The following is a 17,612-nucleotide window of genomic DNA, read 5'->3' on the forward strand; positions in this document are numbered from 1 at the left end:
AAAGGAGTGTGAGATGGTTAACAAGTCATTCGACCTGGTGGTCGTGGGGACCGGAACCGGGATGCTGGCCGCCTTGGCGGCGGCCGAAACAGGCATGTCGGTCCTGCTCGTGGAGAAGTCGGAGTACGTGGGCGGCTCGACTGCCCTGTCGGGCGGTGGCTTCTGGGTGCCGTGCAACCCCATGCTGGCCGAGGCTGGAGCGCCGGACTCGATGTCCCAAGCGACCGAGTACCTGGCTGCTGTGACGGGCGGGGAAGCGCCCGAGGCGCGCTGGAAGTCGTTCCTGTCTCATGGCGCCGAGGCAGTCAATGCCCTGCGGCGCCTGACCCCGCTGAAGTTCGGTCACATGGCCGACTACGCCGACTACTTCCCGGAGCTCCCCGGAGGGTCGGCGGTCGGGCGGGCCATGGAGCCGAAGCCCTTCAACGCCCGCAAGCTGGGTGCCGACCGTGACAAGTTGCGTCCACCCGCGCTGGAAGCGCCGTTCCCGATGCCGGTGACCGGTAGCAGCTACAAGTGGCTCAACCTGGTCGCCCGGACTCCGCGCGGCATCGTCGTCGCGGCGCGCCTGCTGGGTATGGGCGTGGGCGGTCTGGCGATCGGCCGCGAGTACATCGCCGGTGGTGGCGCGTTGGCCGCTGGGTTGTACGCCGGGGTTCGGGCCCGGAACATCCCGGTGTGGCTCGACTCGCCATTGAAGGAATTGCTCGTCGAGGACGATCGCGTCGTCGGGGTGGTGGTGCACCGTGACGGCAAGGACATCAGCGTCCGGGCGAAGCACGGCGTGGTTCTCGCGGCGGGCGGTTTCGACCGCAATGAGGCGATGCGTCACACCTACCAGTCGGAGAAGCTCGACACAGACTGGGCGTTGGGCAACCCGGCGAACACCGGTGACGCGATCACCATCGCCGCCCAGGCGGTCGGCGCGGACCTGGCCTTCATGGAGGAATCCTGGTGGTTCCCGGCAGTGCCGATCCCCGGGCCCATGCCCGGCACGCTGCTGGCCGAGCGTTCACTGCCCGGCCAGATCATCGTCAACCAGGCTGGTGAGCGCTTCATGAATGAGGCCGTCAACTACATGTCGGCCGGCAAGGAGATGCTTCGTGAGGACCTTCCGGTGTGGATGGTCTTCGACCAGCGCTACCGCAACCGGTACGTGTTCGGCGGGTCGATCTTCCCGCGCCAGTCCTTCCCGCAAGAGTGGTACGACGCCGGCGTGGTCAAGAAGGCCGACTCGTTGGAGAAGTTGGCCGCAGAGCTGGGCATGGCGGCGCTGCCGCAAAGCGTCCAACGCTTCAACACCTTGTGCGCTTCCGGGCACGATGACGATTTCGGCCGCGGCGACAGCGCCTATGACCGCTACTACGGCGACCCCGCCGTCAAACCGAATCCGTGCCTGGGCCCGATCGACCAAGGCCCGTTCTACGCGGTCAAGGTAGTCCCCGGCGACCTCGGCACCTGCGGCGGCGTGAAGGCCGACGAGTTCGCCCGCGCCCTGCGCACAGACGGATCGGTCATCGAGGGCCTGTATGCGACAGGCAACGCAGCCGGCAACGCCTTCGGCCGGGTCTACCCCGGACCGGGTGCGACGATCGCCCAAGGTCTGGTCTTCGGCTACATCGCCGCCAACCACGCCGCTGGGCGGCTCTCGGACTGACGTCTACGTCGCCGCCGCTGTTCAGCTCGCGAGTTGCACAGCGGCGGTGAACCGGTGGCGCCGCTCGGAGAGGAGAGGCTGGGATGACGTAGTTCGGCTGAGCGCACGTCCCAGACGACAGCGAGCACTTCGCAGCGTGCGCTGTCCCGACCTGAGATGGTCGATGCCCACCCACCTGCAAGGGCACGACCTTGAAGTTGTCGATCGTCGACCTCGGGACCGTCGCGCCCGGTACCTCCGAGAGCGACGTCTTGGCTGACTCTGCGGTCCCGGCTACTTCAGGCGGCGTGTGGCAAGGGCGAGGCGCCAGTGGTGACTGGCCCGGAAAGGGCTTCTTCTGGAGGCGCTTGCTGAGAGGCCGCCGACTGACGTCTCTGTCTCGTCGTCGAGCGGGGTCATGCTGGGCGAAGCGCCTAGGGGAGCCCTGCTTCGTACGCGGCGATCACGAGATGGACCCGGTCGCGAGCGCCCATCTTCGCGAGGATGCGGCCCACGTGAGTCTTGGCGGTCAGCGGGCTGACGACCAGCTCGTCCGCGATCTCCTGGTTGCTTCGGCCCGCGGCGACCAGCCGGAGCACCTCGCGTTCGCGCGTCGTCAGGCTGGCCAGCCGCTCGGGCGCCGGCGCGTCCGGGCGACTCAGCGCACGGGTGATGACCGCCCTGGTCGCGCCGGGCGACAGGAGCGCCTCGCCCGCCGCGACGGTGCGGACGGCGTCCAGCAGCGCGTCTGGACGGGTGTCCTTCGGCAGGAATCCACATGCCCCCGCGCGAAGGCCGCGCAGTACGTTGGTGTCTGTCTCGAAGGTGGTCAGGATCAGCACCTTGCTGCCGCTCGATCCATCGTCAGCGAAGATCTGCCGGGTCGCCTCGATGCCGTCGGTGCTCGGCATCCTGATGTCCATCAAGACGACGTCGGGGCGCAGGTCCAGGGTCAGCGTCACCGCCTCGTCGCCGGTGCCGGCCTCCCCGACAACCTCCATGTCATCAGCGGAGTTGACCAGCAGCGCGAACGCGCCGCGCACCAGAGTCTGGTCGTCGGCGAGCAGGACCCGGATCACGACGGCACCCGCCAGATCTCCGGCAGGGGCAGGGTGGCCCGTACCTCGAATCCTCCGGACTCGCCAGGCCCGGCGGACAGCTCGCCGCCGACGGCGTGCGCCCGGCCTGTCATCCCGACGATCCCGAAGCCGGCCGATGCCACGGTCGAGTCCGGTCGCGCGGGCCCGTGATCGACGACCGCGATCCCCAGCCGGTGGCCGTCCTGGTTGAGTCGGACGGTCGCGTGCTTGGCCGTGGAGTGTCGAATGACATTGGTCAGCGACTCCTGGATGATCCGATAGGCCACCACGGACACCGTCGACGGTAACTCGTCCGGCAGCCCGGCAGCCTCCACGTCGACCCGGACACCAGCCGCCTCGGCCATGTCCACCAGACGCTGCAGCTCGCCGAGCTGGGGCACTGGCTCGGTGGGCTCGGCCTCGCCGCCGTGCAGGATGTCCAGAATGGCACGCAGCTCATGGAGCGTGGCTCGGCTCGTGTCCGACAGGTTGTGCAGTGTGCTGGACAGCTCCCGCAGCGGCGCATCGGCCCGCCTCGGCAGCTGGTCGATCAGGTGCGCAGCGACTGACGCCTGGACGTTCGCGACCGCGAGACCGTGTGCCAGGACGTCGTGCAGCTCGGCGGCGATCAGTACCCGTTCTTCGGCTACCCGCCGCTCGACCTCGTCGGCACGCTCCTGTTCGAGCCGCGCGGCGACGGAGGCCTTCCAGGCCTGATGGAAGCGGACCGCGAGCCCGGCGAAGAACGCCATGAGCAGCCAGCCGACGCCGAGGAGAGCATCGCCAGGTGCCCCTGACGCCTCGTCGGCGACGACAGGCACGGTCACCGCCCCCACCGCCACCAGGGCGGCGACGGCCTGCCGCTGTGGCTCGCTGTAGCGCGCCGCCGTGAAGGCCGCCACAAGTGAGGCCGGCATCGTGGCCTCATGGGGATAGTCGAGGAGGTGGTAGGGCGTCGACACGGCGAGGACCGCGAGCACGACGGGGATCGGCCAGCGCCGGCGGGCCAGCAAAGGCGCCGACATGACGCCCAGGAGCGCGATCGCCCGCAGATCCACGCTTCGCTCGCCGTCGAAATCGACCGCCTCGAGCGTGATCGCGAGGCCGACCCCGAGCACGAACGACCCCGCCGCCAGCAGCCAATCGGCCACTGACGGACGGAGCGCCGTCATCGTTCACACACGGTCATCGACACTGTCCTCACTCGTCCGCGAGAGCTTGCTGGGCCACCAGATCCTCGAACCCAGCGACATCGTGAGTGCGGGAACCACGATGGACCGCACCACCAAGGTGTCGATGAGCACGCCGACGGCGACCAGTATCCCAATCTCGACGAGCATGACGAGGGGCAGCGAGGCGAGCACCGCGAACGTCGCCGCCAGCACGACGCCGGCCGAGGTGATCACGCCACCTGTCACTGCGAGGCCACGCTTCGTGCCCTCGACAGTGCCGTGCCGGACGGCTTCCTCACGTACCCGGGTCATCAAGAAGATGTTGTAGTCGACACCGAGCGCGACCAGGAAGAGGAACCCGATCAGGGGGACCGACGACTCCAACCCGCCGAATCCGAGCACCTGGTCAAACAACAGGGTGCACAGTCCGAGGGCTCCGAAGTACGACACCACGACGGTGGCGACCAGCACCAGCGGAGCCACGATCGCCCGCAGCAGTAGCCCGAGGATGGCGAGCACCACCAGCAGGATCAGCGGCATCACCAGATTGCGGTCGGTCTTGTTGGTCTCGGCCTCGTCGAGCTTCTCGGCACTCGGACCGCCGACCAGCGCGGCCTCACCGGCGACCTTGCGCACGTTCTCCCGCAGTTGCTTGATCGTTGCCGTCTCACCCGCGCTCTCTGGAGAGTCGACCGGGAGCACGGAGATCTCCACCCAGTCGTCGCTGGCCCGGCCGATCTCGGCTTGGGCGACCCCCGGCGTCCCTTCGACGGCGGCCAGGACCTTGCGGGTCTGGTCCGGCCGACTCATCACGGTGAGCGGCTGACCGCTCTCGTCGGGGTAGCGCGCCTCGATCAGCTTCGCCCCGGTCACCGAGTCCGGTGTCGAACGGGCGAACTGGTCCAGCTGCGGAAGCGAGCCGCTGGCACCCACGGTGCCCAGCGCCAGACCGCCCAGGATCGCCAGCGGAACCGCCCAACTGACGACGCGGCGGCGCGCGACCAGCTCGCCGAGTCGAGCCCACCCAGAACGGGGTTTGTGGGCCTCACCCCCGAGTCGCGGAACGAACGGCCAGAAGACGCGGCGCCCGAGCACCACCAGCAGGGCCGGGAAAAGCGTCAGCATGACCAGCAGCGCCGCCCCGATGCCTGCCGCACCCACCGGGCCGAGACTGCTGATGCTGTTCAGATCCGCGGCCAACAGGCACAACAAGCCGGCGACCACCGTCGCCGCCGAAGCGAGGATCGCCGGGCCAGCGCCACGCAGCGCCGGCAGCATCGCGTCGATCGGCCGTTCGTGACGGTGCAGCTCCTCGCGGTAGCGGGACACGAGAAGCAAGGCATAGTCGGTGCCCGCGCCGAAGACCAGCACGATCAGCAGCGCTGAGCTCATGCTCGTGATGGTGAAGTCGAAGATCTGGGTGAGTATGTAAACGGTCCCCATCGACGTGATCGCCGCGACCCCGACCGAGGCGAGAGGGACCAGCCACAGCAGCGGACTGCGGTACGTGAGGATCAGCAGGAGCGCCACCACCACGGCAGTAGCGAGCATCAACGTCGCGTCGACGGCATCAAAGACCTCGTCCATGTCGGCCCCCAGCGCGGTCGGACCGGTGACATATGCGTTCAGGCCACTCGGCCGGTCGTCGAGAAGGGCACGCGCATCCGCGGTGGCGCCAGCCTCCTCCGCGACCGCATCACGGTCGAGCGGAAGCGCGTACATCAGGGCCGTGCCGTCGTCGGAGTCGACGATCTCGGGCAGTGCGTCGGGGTCGTTGCCGAATCGCTCCGCGAGCTCGGACTGGCCGCGTTCGACCGCCTCGCGATCGCCCGGCTGGAGGCCGCCCGGCCGCTCATAAACGACCATGAGCAGGCCGTTCTCGCCGCCGGGCAGGCCGGCCTCGGCCTGGAGCACCTTGGTCGACTGGGCGCTGGCCGGCAAATAGTCGGCCTGCCCGTCGCGGGTCACCGAGTCGAGTTTGCCGGCGAGTGAGTAGCCGCTCACCAGCAACCCGATCCACACGGCCACCACGAGCCAGGGCAGCAGGGTCTTGGTCTGTGATCTCTTCGGTCTCTTGTCGGCACCGGTGTGGTCGGGCGCCGCTAGTTCAGTGGTCATGGCGATCACGCTGCCAACCAGGCGGCGCTGACGCGTCTGACCACGGCAGACACTTCGCCGTACTCCGCGTGGAGTACGGCGGACGTCGGGGGCGGGCGGTGTCGCAGTACGCCGGCTCGGATCGCTCAGGCCTCCAGACGTTGGCGCGCGCTCTACCGGACGCCGCTGCCCAATGGCGAACGCTGCCACCCGACGCCCGTGCCAACGGCAGACCGCGCTGCGGATCCTGAACACCTGACCCGCCGCGCCAACGTCAATCGAGGCACGCCGAACGCACGTCAGCGTCACCCAGGAAGGGGACGTTCACCAGTCGAGGTGGCCAATCGGGTCTGTGCCCATCGGCTTGTCCACGACTTGGAAACGCTCGGCCGTGCGTCCTTGCGGTCAGGCTTGAGGGCAGGACAGCCGGCCGGTCGATAGGAATTCGCGCTCACTCCGAGTCACGGCACGCGACCACGCGCCTGTATGACCGGGCGTGGAGGTCCGACACAAAGTGACGTGTTTGGGCCACTCTCGAGCCTGCGTCAGGCCCCAGGGCGTCAGGGGATCCAACGTGGAAGCGACGATCATTACCGACGGGGAGCCGGCAGCCCCGGGCCGCGTCGTGCCGGAACGCCCCAGAGTGCCGCGTCCGACGCATGGGGCCAGGTCGGTGCTGAACGTCTCGGCCAGGGGATTGGCCGTGCCGAACCGCTCGAGGGTGTCCGGAAACTTAATATCGTTGCACAAAGTCTCTTGGTACACGGCACGGTCCACGCCAAAGTAGCCAGGAAGGCCTAGGGACCACAATGGCGCCCCGTCCCCCTCCAGTGCGGAGTCGAGCGCCGCCAGATAAGTCTGCGTCAATCTCGGGGAACGAAGCACTGCGATGGTTGCCAAGTCCAATGCGGTCCCGGTCAGGCGCTGTTGCCCAGATCCCACCGATGCCGGTTCCTGCATCACGGCGTTGTGCACCGCTGTGTATCCGCCGCTCACGTTGAGCAGTTCTTGGACGGCCTCGGAGCAGTCGTGCGTGCTACAGACGGAAGCGATTCGCGCCCAACTGCGCGCGAGAGCTTCTGAGACCTCGGACAACCGCATTTCCCAAGGCGCATCCGCCACCATCGGCCCGTCCAGCACGGCCCGCCTGACTCGGCCCGGATGCTTCTCGAGATACGCCTCCGCGATCAGAGTCCCGTAGGAATAGGTCAGGAGATCCAGGTTCCGGAGTCCAAGTGCTGACCTCACAGCTTCGAGTTCGTGCGCGGACGCAACGGCCGAGGCTTCGTAGGGCAGCGATCGAACACTCTGGGCGCATTCCTGGACGACTGTCTCGACCTGAGTAAGCCAGAGGCGGCGGTCGATTCCGAAAGTGACCCCTTCGGGACCACATGCCCGCTGTTCCGTGGCTGAGGTGACGCCGTTCCAGGTGAGGACTACCGTGCGGTCAAAGTCGACGCTTGGCAGCACCTTCTGAAGCTGGTCAACCGGGGAGATCCCGGGTCCTCCGGGATGCATCACGGTAACCGTCTCTTTGTCGAGGCGGAGGGTCCGGCGGCCGGCCAGAATTCGCACGGGCCAACGATGGTTCGTGCCGTCGGCGTCCGTCGCCTCGACCTTGCCGCAGAACAGGTAACGTCCAGCGGGGAGGCCGTCCGGCGGCCCGCTGCCGCGTTGCGCCTGCCCCGGGCTCTGACATAGTTGCATTGGGCTCGACATCCGAGAGTCAGTGAAGCGCGGGATGCGCGCTAATAATCGCTGCTGATCAACCGCATCTTCGGACGCGGGGCTGCGGTCGGTCTCGGAGCCGGGGGTTCCTGGTGTGCACGCGCTCGCAAGGACCGCGCAAGCCGCGGTCACAGCCAGCCCGACGGCGACACGTCGACCCAGGTAGCCGATCGCACTTCTCATTCGAAGCAGCCCGGCTTGGCGAAGTTGGTACACCTGCCGTTGGTCGACCGCGCTGCTTCCATTGTCATTCCTCTCCGTCGGCTCGCGTCTGTGCGACAGAGACGCGAGAACAACGAGTCCGTCGACCGCTGGCATCCGCGCAGCACTCGGGCACATTAACGGGGTTGCCCGCACAACTCCGATCGCGTCCACCGTGGGCAGGGTCGGCGCCTGGGGCTGAAGTCAGTGTATGGACGTTTGGATTCGTACCCGCGTCGGCATTCCCAGACCCTGGTCAAGTCCCGGGGGACTGCTGCAACATCCGGTGACAGCATGACCCAGCGGAGCGCTGACCTGATCTGGTCGACCGGTCTAGCGTGCACATCCCCTATTTGACTTTGGCGGGCGACACCGAGCCCGCGATTCAAGCGTGAAACTGCACACTGCCGATGCTGGGCCGCATCAGTACGGCCGCTGCTTGGGGTGCGGGCGGACCCGGGGAGGGAGCCCGTTCAACGAGGCACCGGCGAAGGCATGGCGACCCTGGGACGCGGAGCACGACGTTTCCCGGCTCGACGGTCATAGGCGGGAGAAAGACGAGCGCCCGGTGGCGAGCTCATTGCGGGAGAGCCGACACCAGGCGGTTGCTCTTATGACGTCTCCGTGAGCCCTCCGCTCGGGCCAAGGGCAGTCGATGCCCGCCGGATTTTTTGCGCGAAGGCACCCAAGGTGTGGCCTGCGCCATTTCCCTCGAGACTCAGACGCCGGTGCAGAGGAAGGCCGGGTCGCCGATCACGGGCCACGCTTCGACAGCGTCGCGCCCGGTGGTACCGCCGGGTGTGGTGTCGAAGAGTTGGATGCCGAAGCGGTAGGGCTGTGCAAGCGGGACGTTGACTGGCACGTCCATGCCTGGTGTCAGGGCCGGGGACTCGTAGACGACGGTGTCTTCGGCCGTGAGTCTGATGAGGCCGGAGGAACCATCATGCGAGATGTCGGCAATTCCAATGACGCCTCTGAAGGTCTTGCAGTGCCGGCCCGGGGTGAACTCGCACGCGACTCCGGCGGCGTTCGCATCTGATGAGTCGAACTGCCCACTTCTAGTACTCCTCGCCACGGTAGCCCTCCGTATGGCGCAGATGCTCGACCCGGCCCCCGCATCGACAGCTCGCGAGGTCGCGCGTGGTGACCAGCAGGGAGCACTGCCGGGTGTAGCCCTCGCGACAGCGGTCGGGTCCTCAGTTGGGACGTCGTGGCTGCGGACCACGCAATCCACCCGCTCGGGCGGTCCAGCGACGCAGGACCGACGAGCGAGTGCGTGGTGATCGCGCCCGCGTTGATCACCGGGTTCCGCAGGCGGCCCGAGCCGTCCTCGAGGTAGATCTCGTTGAAGGCCTCCCCGGAGAGCTCGACGCCCACCTTGGCCAGGACGGCGTCGAACCCTCGGGTCTGCCAGGGCCGGGGCGTAGGTGAAGGGCTTGGAGATCGACTGGATGGTGAACGCGACGTTGGTGTCGCCCGCGCCCTAGACCCTGCCGTCGACGGTGGCGAAGACGGCGGCGAGCCGCTCGGGGTCGGCCGCGGCGAGCTCAGGGACGTAGTCCGCGGTTGCGCCGGAGACGCCCGGCGCGACGTGGTCGACCGCCTCGGCGAGGTAGTGGGGGATGGGTGATCGCACGCGTCTCTCCTCCGTGGTCAGCAGGCCGTGCTCGTGACGGTGTCCGGGCCGCGCTGGATCGTGCCGCCCCTGGTCGCGCGCAGCAGGGCCACCCGGAACGAGCGCGCGTCCTGGAACCGGTCGTCGCGCTCCTTGGCGAGCGCCCGGGCGAGGACGGCGTCGAGGGCGGCGACACCGGTGTCCACGCTCGCGGGCTCCTCGTGAACGTGCTGGTAGGCGACGGAGACGGGGTCGTCCCCGACGAAGGGAGGCCTCCCGCTCAGCAGGTGGTAGAGCAGGCAGCCCGCGGAGTACAGGTCGCTACGGGGGTCGGCTGTCTCCCCACGCACCTGCTCGGGCGCCAGGTAGGACGGCGTGCCGAGGAGCTCCCCGGGCAGGGTGAGGGTCGCCGCGAGGTCGTGGCTGCTCCGGGCGACGCCGAAGTCCACGACCTTGACCGCGCCCTGGTGCGTCACCATCACGTTGGCGGGCTTGATGTCGCGATGCACGACGCCGGCCCGGTGGCTGGCCTCGAGGGCGGACAGGACCCCCAGCTGGTAGTCGAGCGTCTCGGCGAGCGTCGGCCGGCCGCGCTCGAGGACGTCGCGCAGGGACCGGCCGGTGATGAGCTCCATGACGATGAACGGGAGTCGCACCCGGGCCCCAGACGGGTCTGTCGCGTGCTCGTACCCGGCGTCGTGGACGGCCACGATCTCTGGGTGCCGCAGGCCGGTCACCGCCTCCGCCTCCCGCCTGAACCTGGAGTGGAACCGGGGGTCGGTCGCCAGGTTCTTGTGCAGCACCTTGATCGCGACGGGTCGGCCGGTGCGCAGGTCGCGACCCCGGTGCACCACCGCGGTGGCGCCGAAACCGATGAACTCCCCAACCTCGTAGCGCTCTAGGAGGACGCGACGCGTGCCCATCAAGGTCTCCACCGAGCGGGTGGCGGCGGTCCCGTGGCGGCCGCTGGGCCCGGGCGGGCGCCGTCCGGCCGTCGGACCGTTCATCGCCGCGGCTCCCACCGGAAGAGCCGGCCGGCCAGCGCGACGGCGAGGGCGACCCAGGCCAGGGTGGGCACCAGCAGAGACAGCGACTCGGCGAGCGGGACGCCGCCGTCCCACGCGTTGACGATGAGCTCCGTTGCTGAGCCGCCGGGCAGGAGCCGCTTGACGTAGGCGAGCTCCTCGGTCCCGCTGATCCCGACCCAGCTGGCCACCGCGATCACCGCGAGGCTGACCGGCAGGGTGGTGACCTGGGCGTGCTCAGGAGAGTTCGTGAGGCCCGCGGTCGCCAGCGCCAGGGCGACCATCATGGCGGTGGTCGCCAGGACCGCCAGCACCAGGAGCCCGATCGCGTCGGGGCGGCTGGAGACCTCCCCGAAGACCGCGAGGATCGCGGTCACCTGGACGAGCGAGACGACGACGACGGGGAGGACCAGCCCGGCGAGGATGCTCGGGTCGCTGGCCGCCGTCGAGCGCAGCCGCTTGAGGAAGAGGTCTTTGCGGCGGGCGGCCAGGGTGGTCACCGCCGTGGTGTAGAGCCCGAAGGCCAGCACGGTGAACATCACGATGGCAGCGACGTAGCCGGTGCTGCCGAGGTCGGAGAAGGTCTCGTGCTGGCGGATGAAGTAGGCGCCGACGGCGACCGGGATGACCAGGCCGGTGACCAGGACCAGGCGGTTCCGGAACATCTGCAACAGCTCACTGCGAGCGATCTCGAGCATGGTGGTGAATCCCTTCGAGGTGGTGACGGAGGTGGGCGGGTGGGTCTGGGATGGTCGCCTCAGTGGCTGTCGAGGGCGCGGAAGACGTCGTCGAGGTGGGTCGGGCCCGCCGTGAGGTCCAGCAGCTCCACCCCCGAGTCGTGCGCCCAGCCCAGCAGCCGGTGGAGGTCGCGCTGCAGGCTGAAGGTCTCGACGTGGAAGCCTCCATTGAGCGCGCCGACGATCGGCGGCTCCGGCGCCCCGGGCGGGAGCGAGAAGCTGATCACCGCGGGCAGGGTCCGGGTGAGCTCGGCGACGGTGCCTTCTTGGCGCAGCGTGCCTGCGTGCATGAGGCCGATCCGGTCGGCGCGCTGCTGCGCCTCCTCCAGGTAGTGCGTGGTGAGCACGACCGTGGTGCCCGTGTCGCGTAGCCGGTCCACAGCAGCCCACAGGGAGTCGCGTGACTGGATGTCCAGGCCGGTGGTCGGCTCGTCGAGGACCACTAGGTCCGGGCCGCCGTACACGGCGGTGGCGAAGTCGAGGCGACGCTTCTCGCCGCCGGAGAGCTGAGCGACCCGGGTGGACTCCTTGTGGGCCAGCCCGGCGACGTTGAGGACCCTGCCGATGTCGTCCCGCCGTCCGCTGAGCGCCCCGACCAGACCCACCGACTCCCGCACCGTGAGGTCGGGGGAGAAGCCGCTCTCCTGCAGCATGATTCCCATTCGCGGGCGGACCGCGTGGCGGTGCTGGGGGCTCGCGCCGAAGATCCGCACGGTGCCGGAGGCGGGGGACCGGTGGCCCTCCACGACCTCCAGCGTCGAGGTCTTCCCGGCCCCGTTGGTTCCCAGCAGCGCATAGAGCTCCCCGCGCTGCACCTGGAAGGAGAGGTCGCGCACGGCCGTGAAGTTGCCGTAGGTGACGCTCAGGTGCTCGACGTCGATGACGGGGGAGGTGGTCATGGTGTTCCTTTCGTGGACACGGGGGTGCCTCCTTCGGCCCTGAGGCCGGGAGGCCGGGCAACCCGACTGGTCGTCGGTCCGTCGCCGTGTCCTCAGGCTCGCCCGACCGGCGCCCTCGTCGCGTCGGTGACTTGCACCGATGTCCCTACGGGTCGTGCCCGTGACGCAGCGGGCGCACTTGCGAGGGCTTCGTGCATCCGTGACACTCAGCTACCGGTGCGGCTCGGAGGGGAGCGATTGCCTTGGACCTCGTGGGTCGGCTCGCTGAGCGCGCGGCCATGGATGAGCTGATTGCGCGAGCCCGCGCCGGGCACAGCGGGGTTCTCGTGGTGCGCGGCGAGGCCGGCATCGGCAAGACGGCCCTGCTGGACCAGGCAGGCGCCGCGGCCTCCTCCTCGGGGTTCGCGGTGGGCTCCTCGACGGGGGTCGAGGCCGAGAGCCAGTTCGCGTACGCCGGCCTGCACCAGCTTTGCGGTCCGCTGCTCGGCCGACTCGGTGCCCTGCCAGAGCCGCAGCAGGCAGCCCTGGGCGTGGCGTTCGGCAGCCGCACCGGACCCGCCCCCGACCGCTTCCTGGTGGGGTTGGCTACCCTCAACCTGCTGGCCGAGGTGGCGGAGGAGGCGCCGCTGCTGTGCGTCGTCGACGACACACAGTGGCTGGACGAGGCGTCGGCCCAGGTGCTGGCGTTCGTCGCGCGAAGGCTGTCGGCCGAGCGGGTGGCTCTCGTCCTCGCGCTCCGCGACGCCGGCCCGGGTGACGAGCATCCGTTCAGCGGGCTGCCGGAGCTGCGCCTCGAGGGGCTCAGCGAGGTCGACGCCGAGACGCTGCTGGGCTCGGCCGTCGCCACTCCCCTCGACGACGCCGTGCGCGCGCGGATCGCGGCCGAGGCACGCGGCAACCCCCTGGCCCTGCTCGAGCTGCCCCGAGGAGCATCGCCGGCACACCTCGCCGGAGGGTTCGGCCGGCCGGACGTGCTCAGCGTGCCCCACCGGATCGAGGAGGGCTTCCGACGCCGCACGGCCAGCCTCCCGGGCGAGACCCGGCTGCTGCTCCTCGTCGCCGCGGCCGACCCGACCGGCGACCCCGGCGTGCTGTGGCGCGCGACCTCCCACCTTGGCATCCCCCGCGAGGCGGCGGTCGCCGCCGAGTCCAGCGGGCTCGTCGAGCTGGGCACGCGGGTGCGCTTTCGGCACCCGTTGGTCCGGTCGGCGGTCTACCAGGCGGCCACCGCACCGGACCGGCGTCGGGCCCACGCTGCCCTGGCCGTCGCCACCGAGCCGCGCGACAACCCGGACCGCCGAGCCTGGCACCGAGGGCAGGCCGTCCTGGGAACAGACGAGGAGGCTGCCGCCGAGCTGGAGCGCTCGGCTGACCGGGCCCGAGACCGGGGCGGCGTGGCGGCCGCGGCCGCGTTCCTGCAACGCGCTGCCGAGCTGACCCCCGAGCCCGCCGTCCGGGCGAGACGGTCGCTGGATGCGGCCCACCTCAAGCACGAGGCCGGTGCCCCCGAGAGCGCCCGGGCGCTGCTAGTCGTCGCCGAGGCCGGACCCCTCGACACGCTGCAGGCAGCTCGAATCACCCTGCTCAGGGCGCAGGTCGCCTTCCACACCACCCGGGGCGGCGAGGTGCCGGAGCTGCTAGTGGAGGCAGCCCAGCGCCTGTCCGACCTCGACGCGGGTTTGTCCCGCGAGACCTACCTGCACGCGCTGGACGCGGCGCTGGTGAGTGGCGGCTCCGACCGTGGCGTGCTCGAGGTCGCGGAGGCTGCACGGATGGCCCCCGCGCCTCCGGGGCCGCCGCAACCCCCGGACCTGCTGCTGGACGGGCTCGTGAAGACCTTGACGTCCGGGTTCGCGGTGGGTGCCCCCGCACTGCGACACGCCCTGACGGCGTTCCGCGACACGCTCACGGACCCCGAGCAGGCCCAGTACAGCCAACGATGGCTTCGGCTGGCCTGCCGCAACGCGCTGGCCGTCTTCGACGACGATCTGTTGCACGTCCTAGCCAGCCACAACGTCCAGGTCGCTCGGGATGCCGGCGCGCTGGCGACGCTGCCCGACGCGTTGCGTTTCCTGTCCCTGACGGCGGTGCTGACCGGCGAGCTCGCCGCAGCGGAAGGGCTCGCCACCGAGGCGTCGGCGTTGACCCGGGCCACCGGTGGGGTGCAGGTGCAGCACGCCCACCTCGTCCTCAGCGCCTGGCGGGGGGACCAGGCGAGGACCACGGAGCTCAGGGACGTCATCGCGCAGGACGCTGCGCATCCGGACGGAGGCACGGAGGCGTCCTTGGCGCAGTACGCCTTGGCAGTGCTCCACAACGGGCTCGGGAACTACGCAGCCGCACAGGGGGCGGCGGCGCGAGCGTGCGAGTCCCCCGAGCTGTCGCTCAGCAACCTGGCGCACGCCGAGCTCGTCGAGTCCGCCGCCCGCGCCGGTCAGACGGAGCGTGCCGCGGAGGCGGCCGCCCAGGTCTGTTCCCGGGCCCAGGCCAGCGGTACACCCTGGGCACTCGGGATGGCGGCGCGCTCGGAGGCACTGGTCAGTGGCGCAGGTGCGGCGGAAGAGCAGTTCGTGGAGGCGGTCGCGCAGCTCGGTCGCAGCCGGATGGGCGGCTTCCTCGCCCGCACCCATCTCGTCTACGGGGAGTGGCTGCGCCGCGAAGGTCGGCGCCGCGATGCCCGGGAGCAGCTGCGCACCGCCCACCGGCTCCTCAGCGACATGGGTGCGGAGGCGTTCGCGGCCCGTGCGGCCCGTGAGCTCCGGGCCACGGGCGAGCACCCACGCGCTCGGACCACCCAGCCGGTCGACGAGCTCACCGCCCAGGAGCTCCACGTCGCCCGGCTGGTGGCCTCCGGTGCCACCTCCCGCGAGGTGGCGGGGCAGCTGTTCCTGAGCCCTCGCACGATCGAAGCCCACCTGCGCAACATCTTCCGCAAGCTCGAGATCACCTCCCGCCGGCAGCTCAGGGAGCTGCCGCTCTCCTGACGGGTCGAAATAGGCAGTTCTCCCTGACGCGAGGGAGCCGCCCGCGGCACGAGCATGGAGCCACACCGCAGGAAGCATCGAGACCAGGAGGACCCACCGCGATGGCCCACGAGATCACGGTCACCAGGAACCCCGACCGGAACCGCTACGAAGCCACCTTCGCCGGGGAGAGCACGGTCGCCGGCTTCGTCGACTACCAGGAGACCCACGAGCTGGTCGCCCTGACCCACACGGAGGTCGATGCGGCCTTCGAGGGGCGCGGGGTCGCGAACGCGCTTGCCCGCGCAACGCTCGACGACGTGCGGGAGCGACGCCTCAAGGCACTCGTCACCTGCCCCTTCATCGTCGGCTGGCTTCGCGGTCACCCCGAGTACCGCGACCTGCTCTACAACGCGGCGCCGTCCGCGGGAGGGCGCTGATCGTGGCGCGCAGGACCTACACCGGCCCCCTCGTCGACGTCTCCTTCGACCGGGACGCGTGTCGGCACGCCGCCGAGTGCGTGCGCGGGATGCCGAGCGTGTTCAACCCCGCCGCACGACCCTGGATCGACCCCGGCAGGGCTGACACCGAGGAGACCGTCCACACCCTGGCAGAGGTGATCGCGCGTTGCCCGACGGCCGCCCTGCGCCTGGAGGAGCACATCGAGCGCGGATGACAATTGTTGGTCTGCGCAGGGGATCGGACGGCGCTACTGAAGACCTGTGTTCGACTTTGTGGTCCGTGGTGTCGCGTCCGTCGGAGACCACCACCGTCTCGGGGGCGACGGACGTGGGCTCATGCGAACTGCGGGGCTCGGAACGAGAGCCCTTTAGTGGCGGGGGCTGGCACCGGAGGTCACCGTAGAGCGGCCAGGCCCACGCGCAGGATTCGTCACTGTGCAGCCTTCGCCCGCACCTGCCCAGGCTGGGCATCCACGCTCGGCGCCGTCCTGGCGAAAGCACTCGCCAAGGCTCGTAGCGATCGGTTCCCGGACGCGCGCTCGTTCACCGAGGCGGCCCCTGGCTGCGGCGATCGACGGCGTCCACCACGACCACGCTGACCCGCGAGCACCGTCGACAGCCTCACGCACAGAGCCGGCGCCAGGGGTGGCCATGCAGGCAGGTCACCGCTGACTACGACAGACGCAGCAAATCAACAAGGAAAGGAACGAATCATGGGATTCATCACCGTCGGTGAAGAGAACACCACACCGATCGAGCTCTACTACGAGGACCAAGGCGCGGGTCAGCCGGTTGTCCTTATCCACGGGTATCCGCTCGACGGCCACAGCTGGGAGCGGCAGACTCGCGAGCTCCTCGCCGCGGGGTACCGCGTCATCACTTATGACCGCCGCGGCTTCGGCCGGTCATCGAAGGTCAGCACCGGGTACGACTACGACACCTTCGCCGCCGACCTGAGCACCGTGCTGGAGGCCCTAGACCTCCGCGACACCGTGCTGATTGGCTTCTCCATGGGCACCGGCGAACTTGCGCGCTACGTCTCGCGCTACGGCCACGAGCGGGTCGCGAAGCTCGCGTTCCTCGCCTCCCTGGAGCCCTTCCTCCTCGCCCGCGACGACAACCTTGGGGGGGTCCCACAGAGTGTGTTCGAAGGCATCGAGGCAGCGGCGAGGGGTGATCGCTACGCCTGGTTCGACCAGTTCTTCTCCGACTTCTACAACCTCGAGGAGAACCTCGGCGATCGAATCGGCCAGAAGGTCGTCGCCGGCAGTTGGAACGTCGCCGTCTCCAGCGCCCCCGTCGCGGCCTACGCCGTGGTCTCGTCGTGGATCGAGGACTTCCGCGACGACGTCGAGGCGGTCCGTGCCAGCGGCAAGCCGGCCCTGATCCTGCACGGCACGGCCGACAACATCCTGCCGATCGACGCCACCGCACGACGGTTCCGCCCGCTTCTCCCCGACGCCGAATACGTCGAGATCGAAGGCGCACCGCATGGGCTGCTCTGGACCCATGCCGAGGAGGTCAACAGCGCGCTGCGCGCCTTCCTGGCTGACTGAAGCGTCCCGGCATGTCCGGAGTCTCCGGACATGTGGGGCGGTTTAGTCAACCTGAACGGCTTGGCAACAGCGTGTTCTTCATGCCCGACCGCTGGAAGGCCGACATTCGGATGGGGCGCGGACGAGACCGAGTCATGCTCGTGGGCGGGGCTCGTGGCAGTCGATTCGACGGTGGCCGCGGCGCAGATGTTCTCCGGCACGATGGCGGCCTTGGCGCGTTGATCTACGGAAGGGTTGGCAACGACCGCCTCGTTGGTGCCGACGGAAATGACGTGCTGCTCGGCGGTCCAGGGCACGACGTGGCTAACGGCGGCGACGGATACGACCGTTGCAGGGCCGAGAGTCGCCTCGATTGCGAGTTCTAGCAGCGAGAGGGACTGCTGCATTATCGGGTGACAGCATGACCCAGCGGAGCGCTGACTTGATGCGGTCAACCGGTCCAG

The 17,612-nt window shown here is 69.4% G+C and carries 15 protein-coding genes and 1 pseudogene; 6 read left to right on the forward strand and 10 right to left on the reverse strand.

Annotation, left to right across the window (positions count from 1 at the left end; translation table 11 throughout):
• The first annotated feature begins 13 nt into the window (after positions 1-13).
• Positions 14-1,657, forward strand: coding sequence for an FAD-binding protein (locus tag AC4BGE_RS16640; protein WP_490572362.1), 1,644 nt, complete (start codon positions 14-16; stop codon positions 1,655-1,657).
• Between the two features lie 413 nt (positions 1,658-2,070).
• On the opposite strand, the gene AC4BGE_RS16645 is transcribed toward AC4BGE_RS16640, so the two are convergent.
• From AC4BGE_RS16645 to AC4BGE_RS16690, 10 genes and pseudogenes are all read right to left on the reverse strand, one after another.
• Complete coding sequence (locus tag AC4BGE_RS16645) at positions 2,071-2,715, reverse strand: response regulator (protein ID WP_490575984.1); 645 nt, start codon at positions 2,713-2,715, stop codon at positions 2,071-2,073.
• Positions 2,712-3,866, reverse strand: coding sequence for a sensor histidine kinase (locus tag AC4BGE_RS16650; protein ID WP_490575985.1), 1,155 nt, complete (start codon positions 3,864-3,866; stop codon positions 2,712-2,714). The genes AC4BGE_RS16645 and AC4BGE_RS16650 overlap by 4 nt, the downstream gene beginning before the upstream one ends.
• Positions 3,867-3,890: 24 nt before the next feature.
• Positions 3,891-6,005 carry an MMPL family transporter gene (locus tag AC4BGE_RS16655; RefSeq protein WP_490576020.1) on the reverse strand — a complete coding sequence of 705 codons (2,115 nt, stop codon included), beginning with the start codon at positions 6,003-6,005 and terminating at the stop codon, positions 3,891-3,893.
• Positions 6,006-6,389: 384 nt separating this feature from the next.
• Entirely contained in the window at positions 6,390-7,559 is a 1,170-nt protein-coding gene (locus tag AC4BGE_RS16660; RefSeq protein WP_490572367.1) for an alpha/beta fold hydrolase, read from the reverse strand.
• 1,072 nt (positions 7,560-8,631) lie between these two features.
• A complete protein-coding gene (locus AC4BGE_RS16665; RefSeq protein ID WP_490576022.1) occupies positions 8,632-8,988 on the reverse strand; it encodes a hypothetical protein in 357 nt (118 codons plus the stop codon).
• A gap of 233 nt (positions 8,989-9,221) precedes the next feature.
• A pseudogene (locus AC4BGE_RS16670) lies at positions 9,222-9,290 on the reverse strand (hypothetical protein); the annotation flags it as partial.
• Positions 9,291-9,396: 106 nt separating this feature from the next.
• Positions 9,397-9,549 carry a hypothetical protein gene (locus AC4BGE_RS16675; protein ID WP_490572369.1) on the reverse strand — a complete coding sequence of 51 codons (153 nt, stop codon included), beginning with the start codon at positions 9,547-9,549 and terminating at the stop codon, positions 9,397-9,399.
• A gap of 17 nt (positions 9,550-9,566) precedes the next feature.
• Positions 9,567-10,535, reverse strand: a complete 969-nt coding sequence (locus AC4BGE_RS16680; protein WP_490575986.1) for a protein kinase domain-containing protein — start codon at positions 10,533-10,535, stop codon at positions 9,567-9,569.
• Positions 10,532-11,251 carry an ABC transporter permease gene (locus AC4BGE_RS16685; protein ID WP_490572371.1) on the reverse strand — a complete coding sequence of 240 codons (720 nt, stop codon included), beginning with the start codon at positions 11,249-11,251 and terminating at the stop codon, positions 10,532-10,534. Before AC4BGE_RS16685 ends, AC4BGE_RS16680 begins: the two co-directional genes overlap by 4 nt.
• Before the next feature lie 59 nt (positions 11,252-11,310).
• Positions 11,311-12,189, reverse strand: a complete 879-nt coding sequence (locus tag AC4BGE_RS16690; protein WP_490575987.1) for an ABC transporter ATP-binding protein — start codon at positions 12,187-12,189, stop codon at positions 11,311-11,313.
• A gap of 251 nt (positions 12,190-12,440) precedes the next feature.
• On the opposite strand from AC4BGE_RS16690, the gene AC4BGE_RS16695 reads away from it, so the two are divergent.
• The 5 genes from AC4BGE_RS16695 (at position 12,441) to AC4BGE_RS16715 (ending at position 17,534) form a co-directional block, all read left to right on the forward strand.
• Positions 12,441-15,173 carry an ATP-binding protein gene (locus tag AC4BGE_RS16695; RefSeq protein WP_490575988.1) on the forward strand — a complete coding sequence of 911 codons (2,733 nt, stop codon included), beginning with the start codon at positions 12,441-12,443 and terminating at the stop codon, positions 15,171-15,173.
• A gap of 101 nt (positions 15,174-15,274) precedes the next feature.
• On the forward strand, positions 15,275-15,592 hold the full coding sequence (locus AC4BGE_RS16700) for a GNAT family N-acetyltransferase (protein ID WP_490572374.1): 318 nt from the start codon (positions 15,275-15,277) through the stop codon (positions 15,590-15,592).
• Between the two features lie 2 nt (positions 15,593-15,594).
• Entirely contained in the window at positions 15,595-15,828 is a 234-nt protein-coding gene (locus tag AC4BGE_RS16705) for a (4Fe-4S)-binding protein (protein WP_490572375.1), read from the forward strand.
• A gap of 498 nt (positions 15,829-16,326) precedes the next feature.
• Positions 16,327-17,169 carry an alpha/beta fold hydrolase gene (locus AC4BGE_RS16710; protein ID WP_490572376.1) on the forward strand — a complete coding sequence of 281 codons (843 nt, stop codon included), beginning with the start codon at positions 16,327-16,329 and terminating at the stop codon, positions 17,167-17,169.
• Positions 17,170-17,303: 134 nt separating this feature from the next.
• A complete protein-coding gene (locus AC4BGE_RS16715) occupies positions 17,304-17,534 on the forward strand; it encodes a hypothetical protein (RefSeq protein ID WP_490576021.1) in 231 nt (76 codons plus the stop codon).
• The last annotated feature ends 78 nt before the right edge of the window (positions 17,535-17,612 follow it).

Source organism: Nocardioides sp. Z50_6 (assembly GCF_058215755.1).

Coding starts and splice junctions, on each gene's coding strand:
- AC4BGE_RS16640 (WP_490572362.1), top strand. CDS start 14: ATGGTTAACAAGTCATTCGACCTGGTGGTCGTGGGGACCGGAACCGGG.
- AC4BGE_RS16655 (WP_490576020.1), bottom strand. CDS start 6,005: ATGACCACTGAACTAGCGGCGCCCGACCACACCGGTGCCGACAAGAGA.
- AC4BGE_RS16680 (WP_490575986.1), bottom strand. CDS start 10,535: ATGAACGGTCCGACGGCCGGACGGCGCCCGCCCGGGCCCAGCGGCCGC.
- AC4BGE_RS16685 (WP_490572371.1), bottom strand. CDS start 11,251: ATGCTCGAGATCGCTCGCAGTGAGCTGTTGCAGATGTTCCGGAACCGC.
- AC4BGE_RS16690 (WP_490575987.1), bottom strand. CDS start 12,189: ATGACCACCTCCCCCGTCATCGACGTCGAGCACCTGAGCGTCACCTAC.
- AC4BGE_RS16700 (WP_490572374.1), top strand. CDS start 15,275: ATGGCCCACGAGATCACGGTCACCAGGAACCCCGACCGGAACCGCTAC.
- AC4BGE_RS16710 (WP_490572376.1), top strand. CDS start 16,327: ATGGGATTCATCACCGTCGGTGAAGAGAACACCACACCGATCGAGCTC.
- AC4BGE_RS16715 (WP_490576021.1), top strand. CDS start 17,304: ATGCTCGTGGGCGGGGCTCGTGGCAGTCGATTCGACGGTGGCCGCGGC.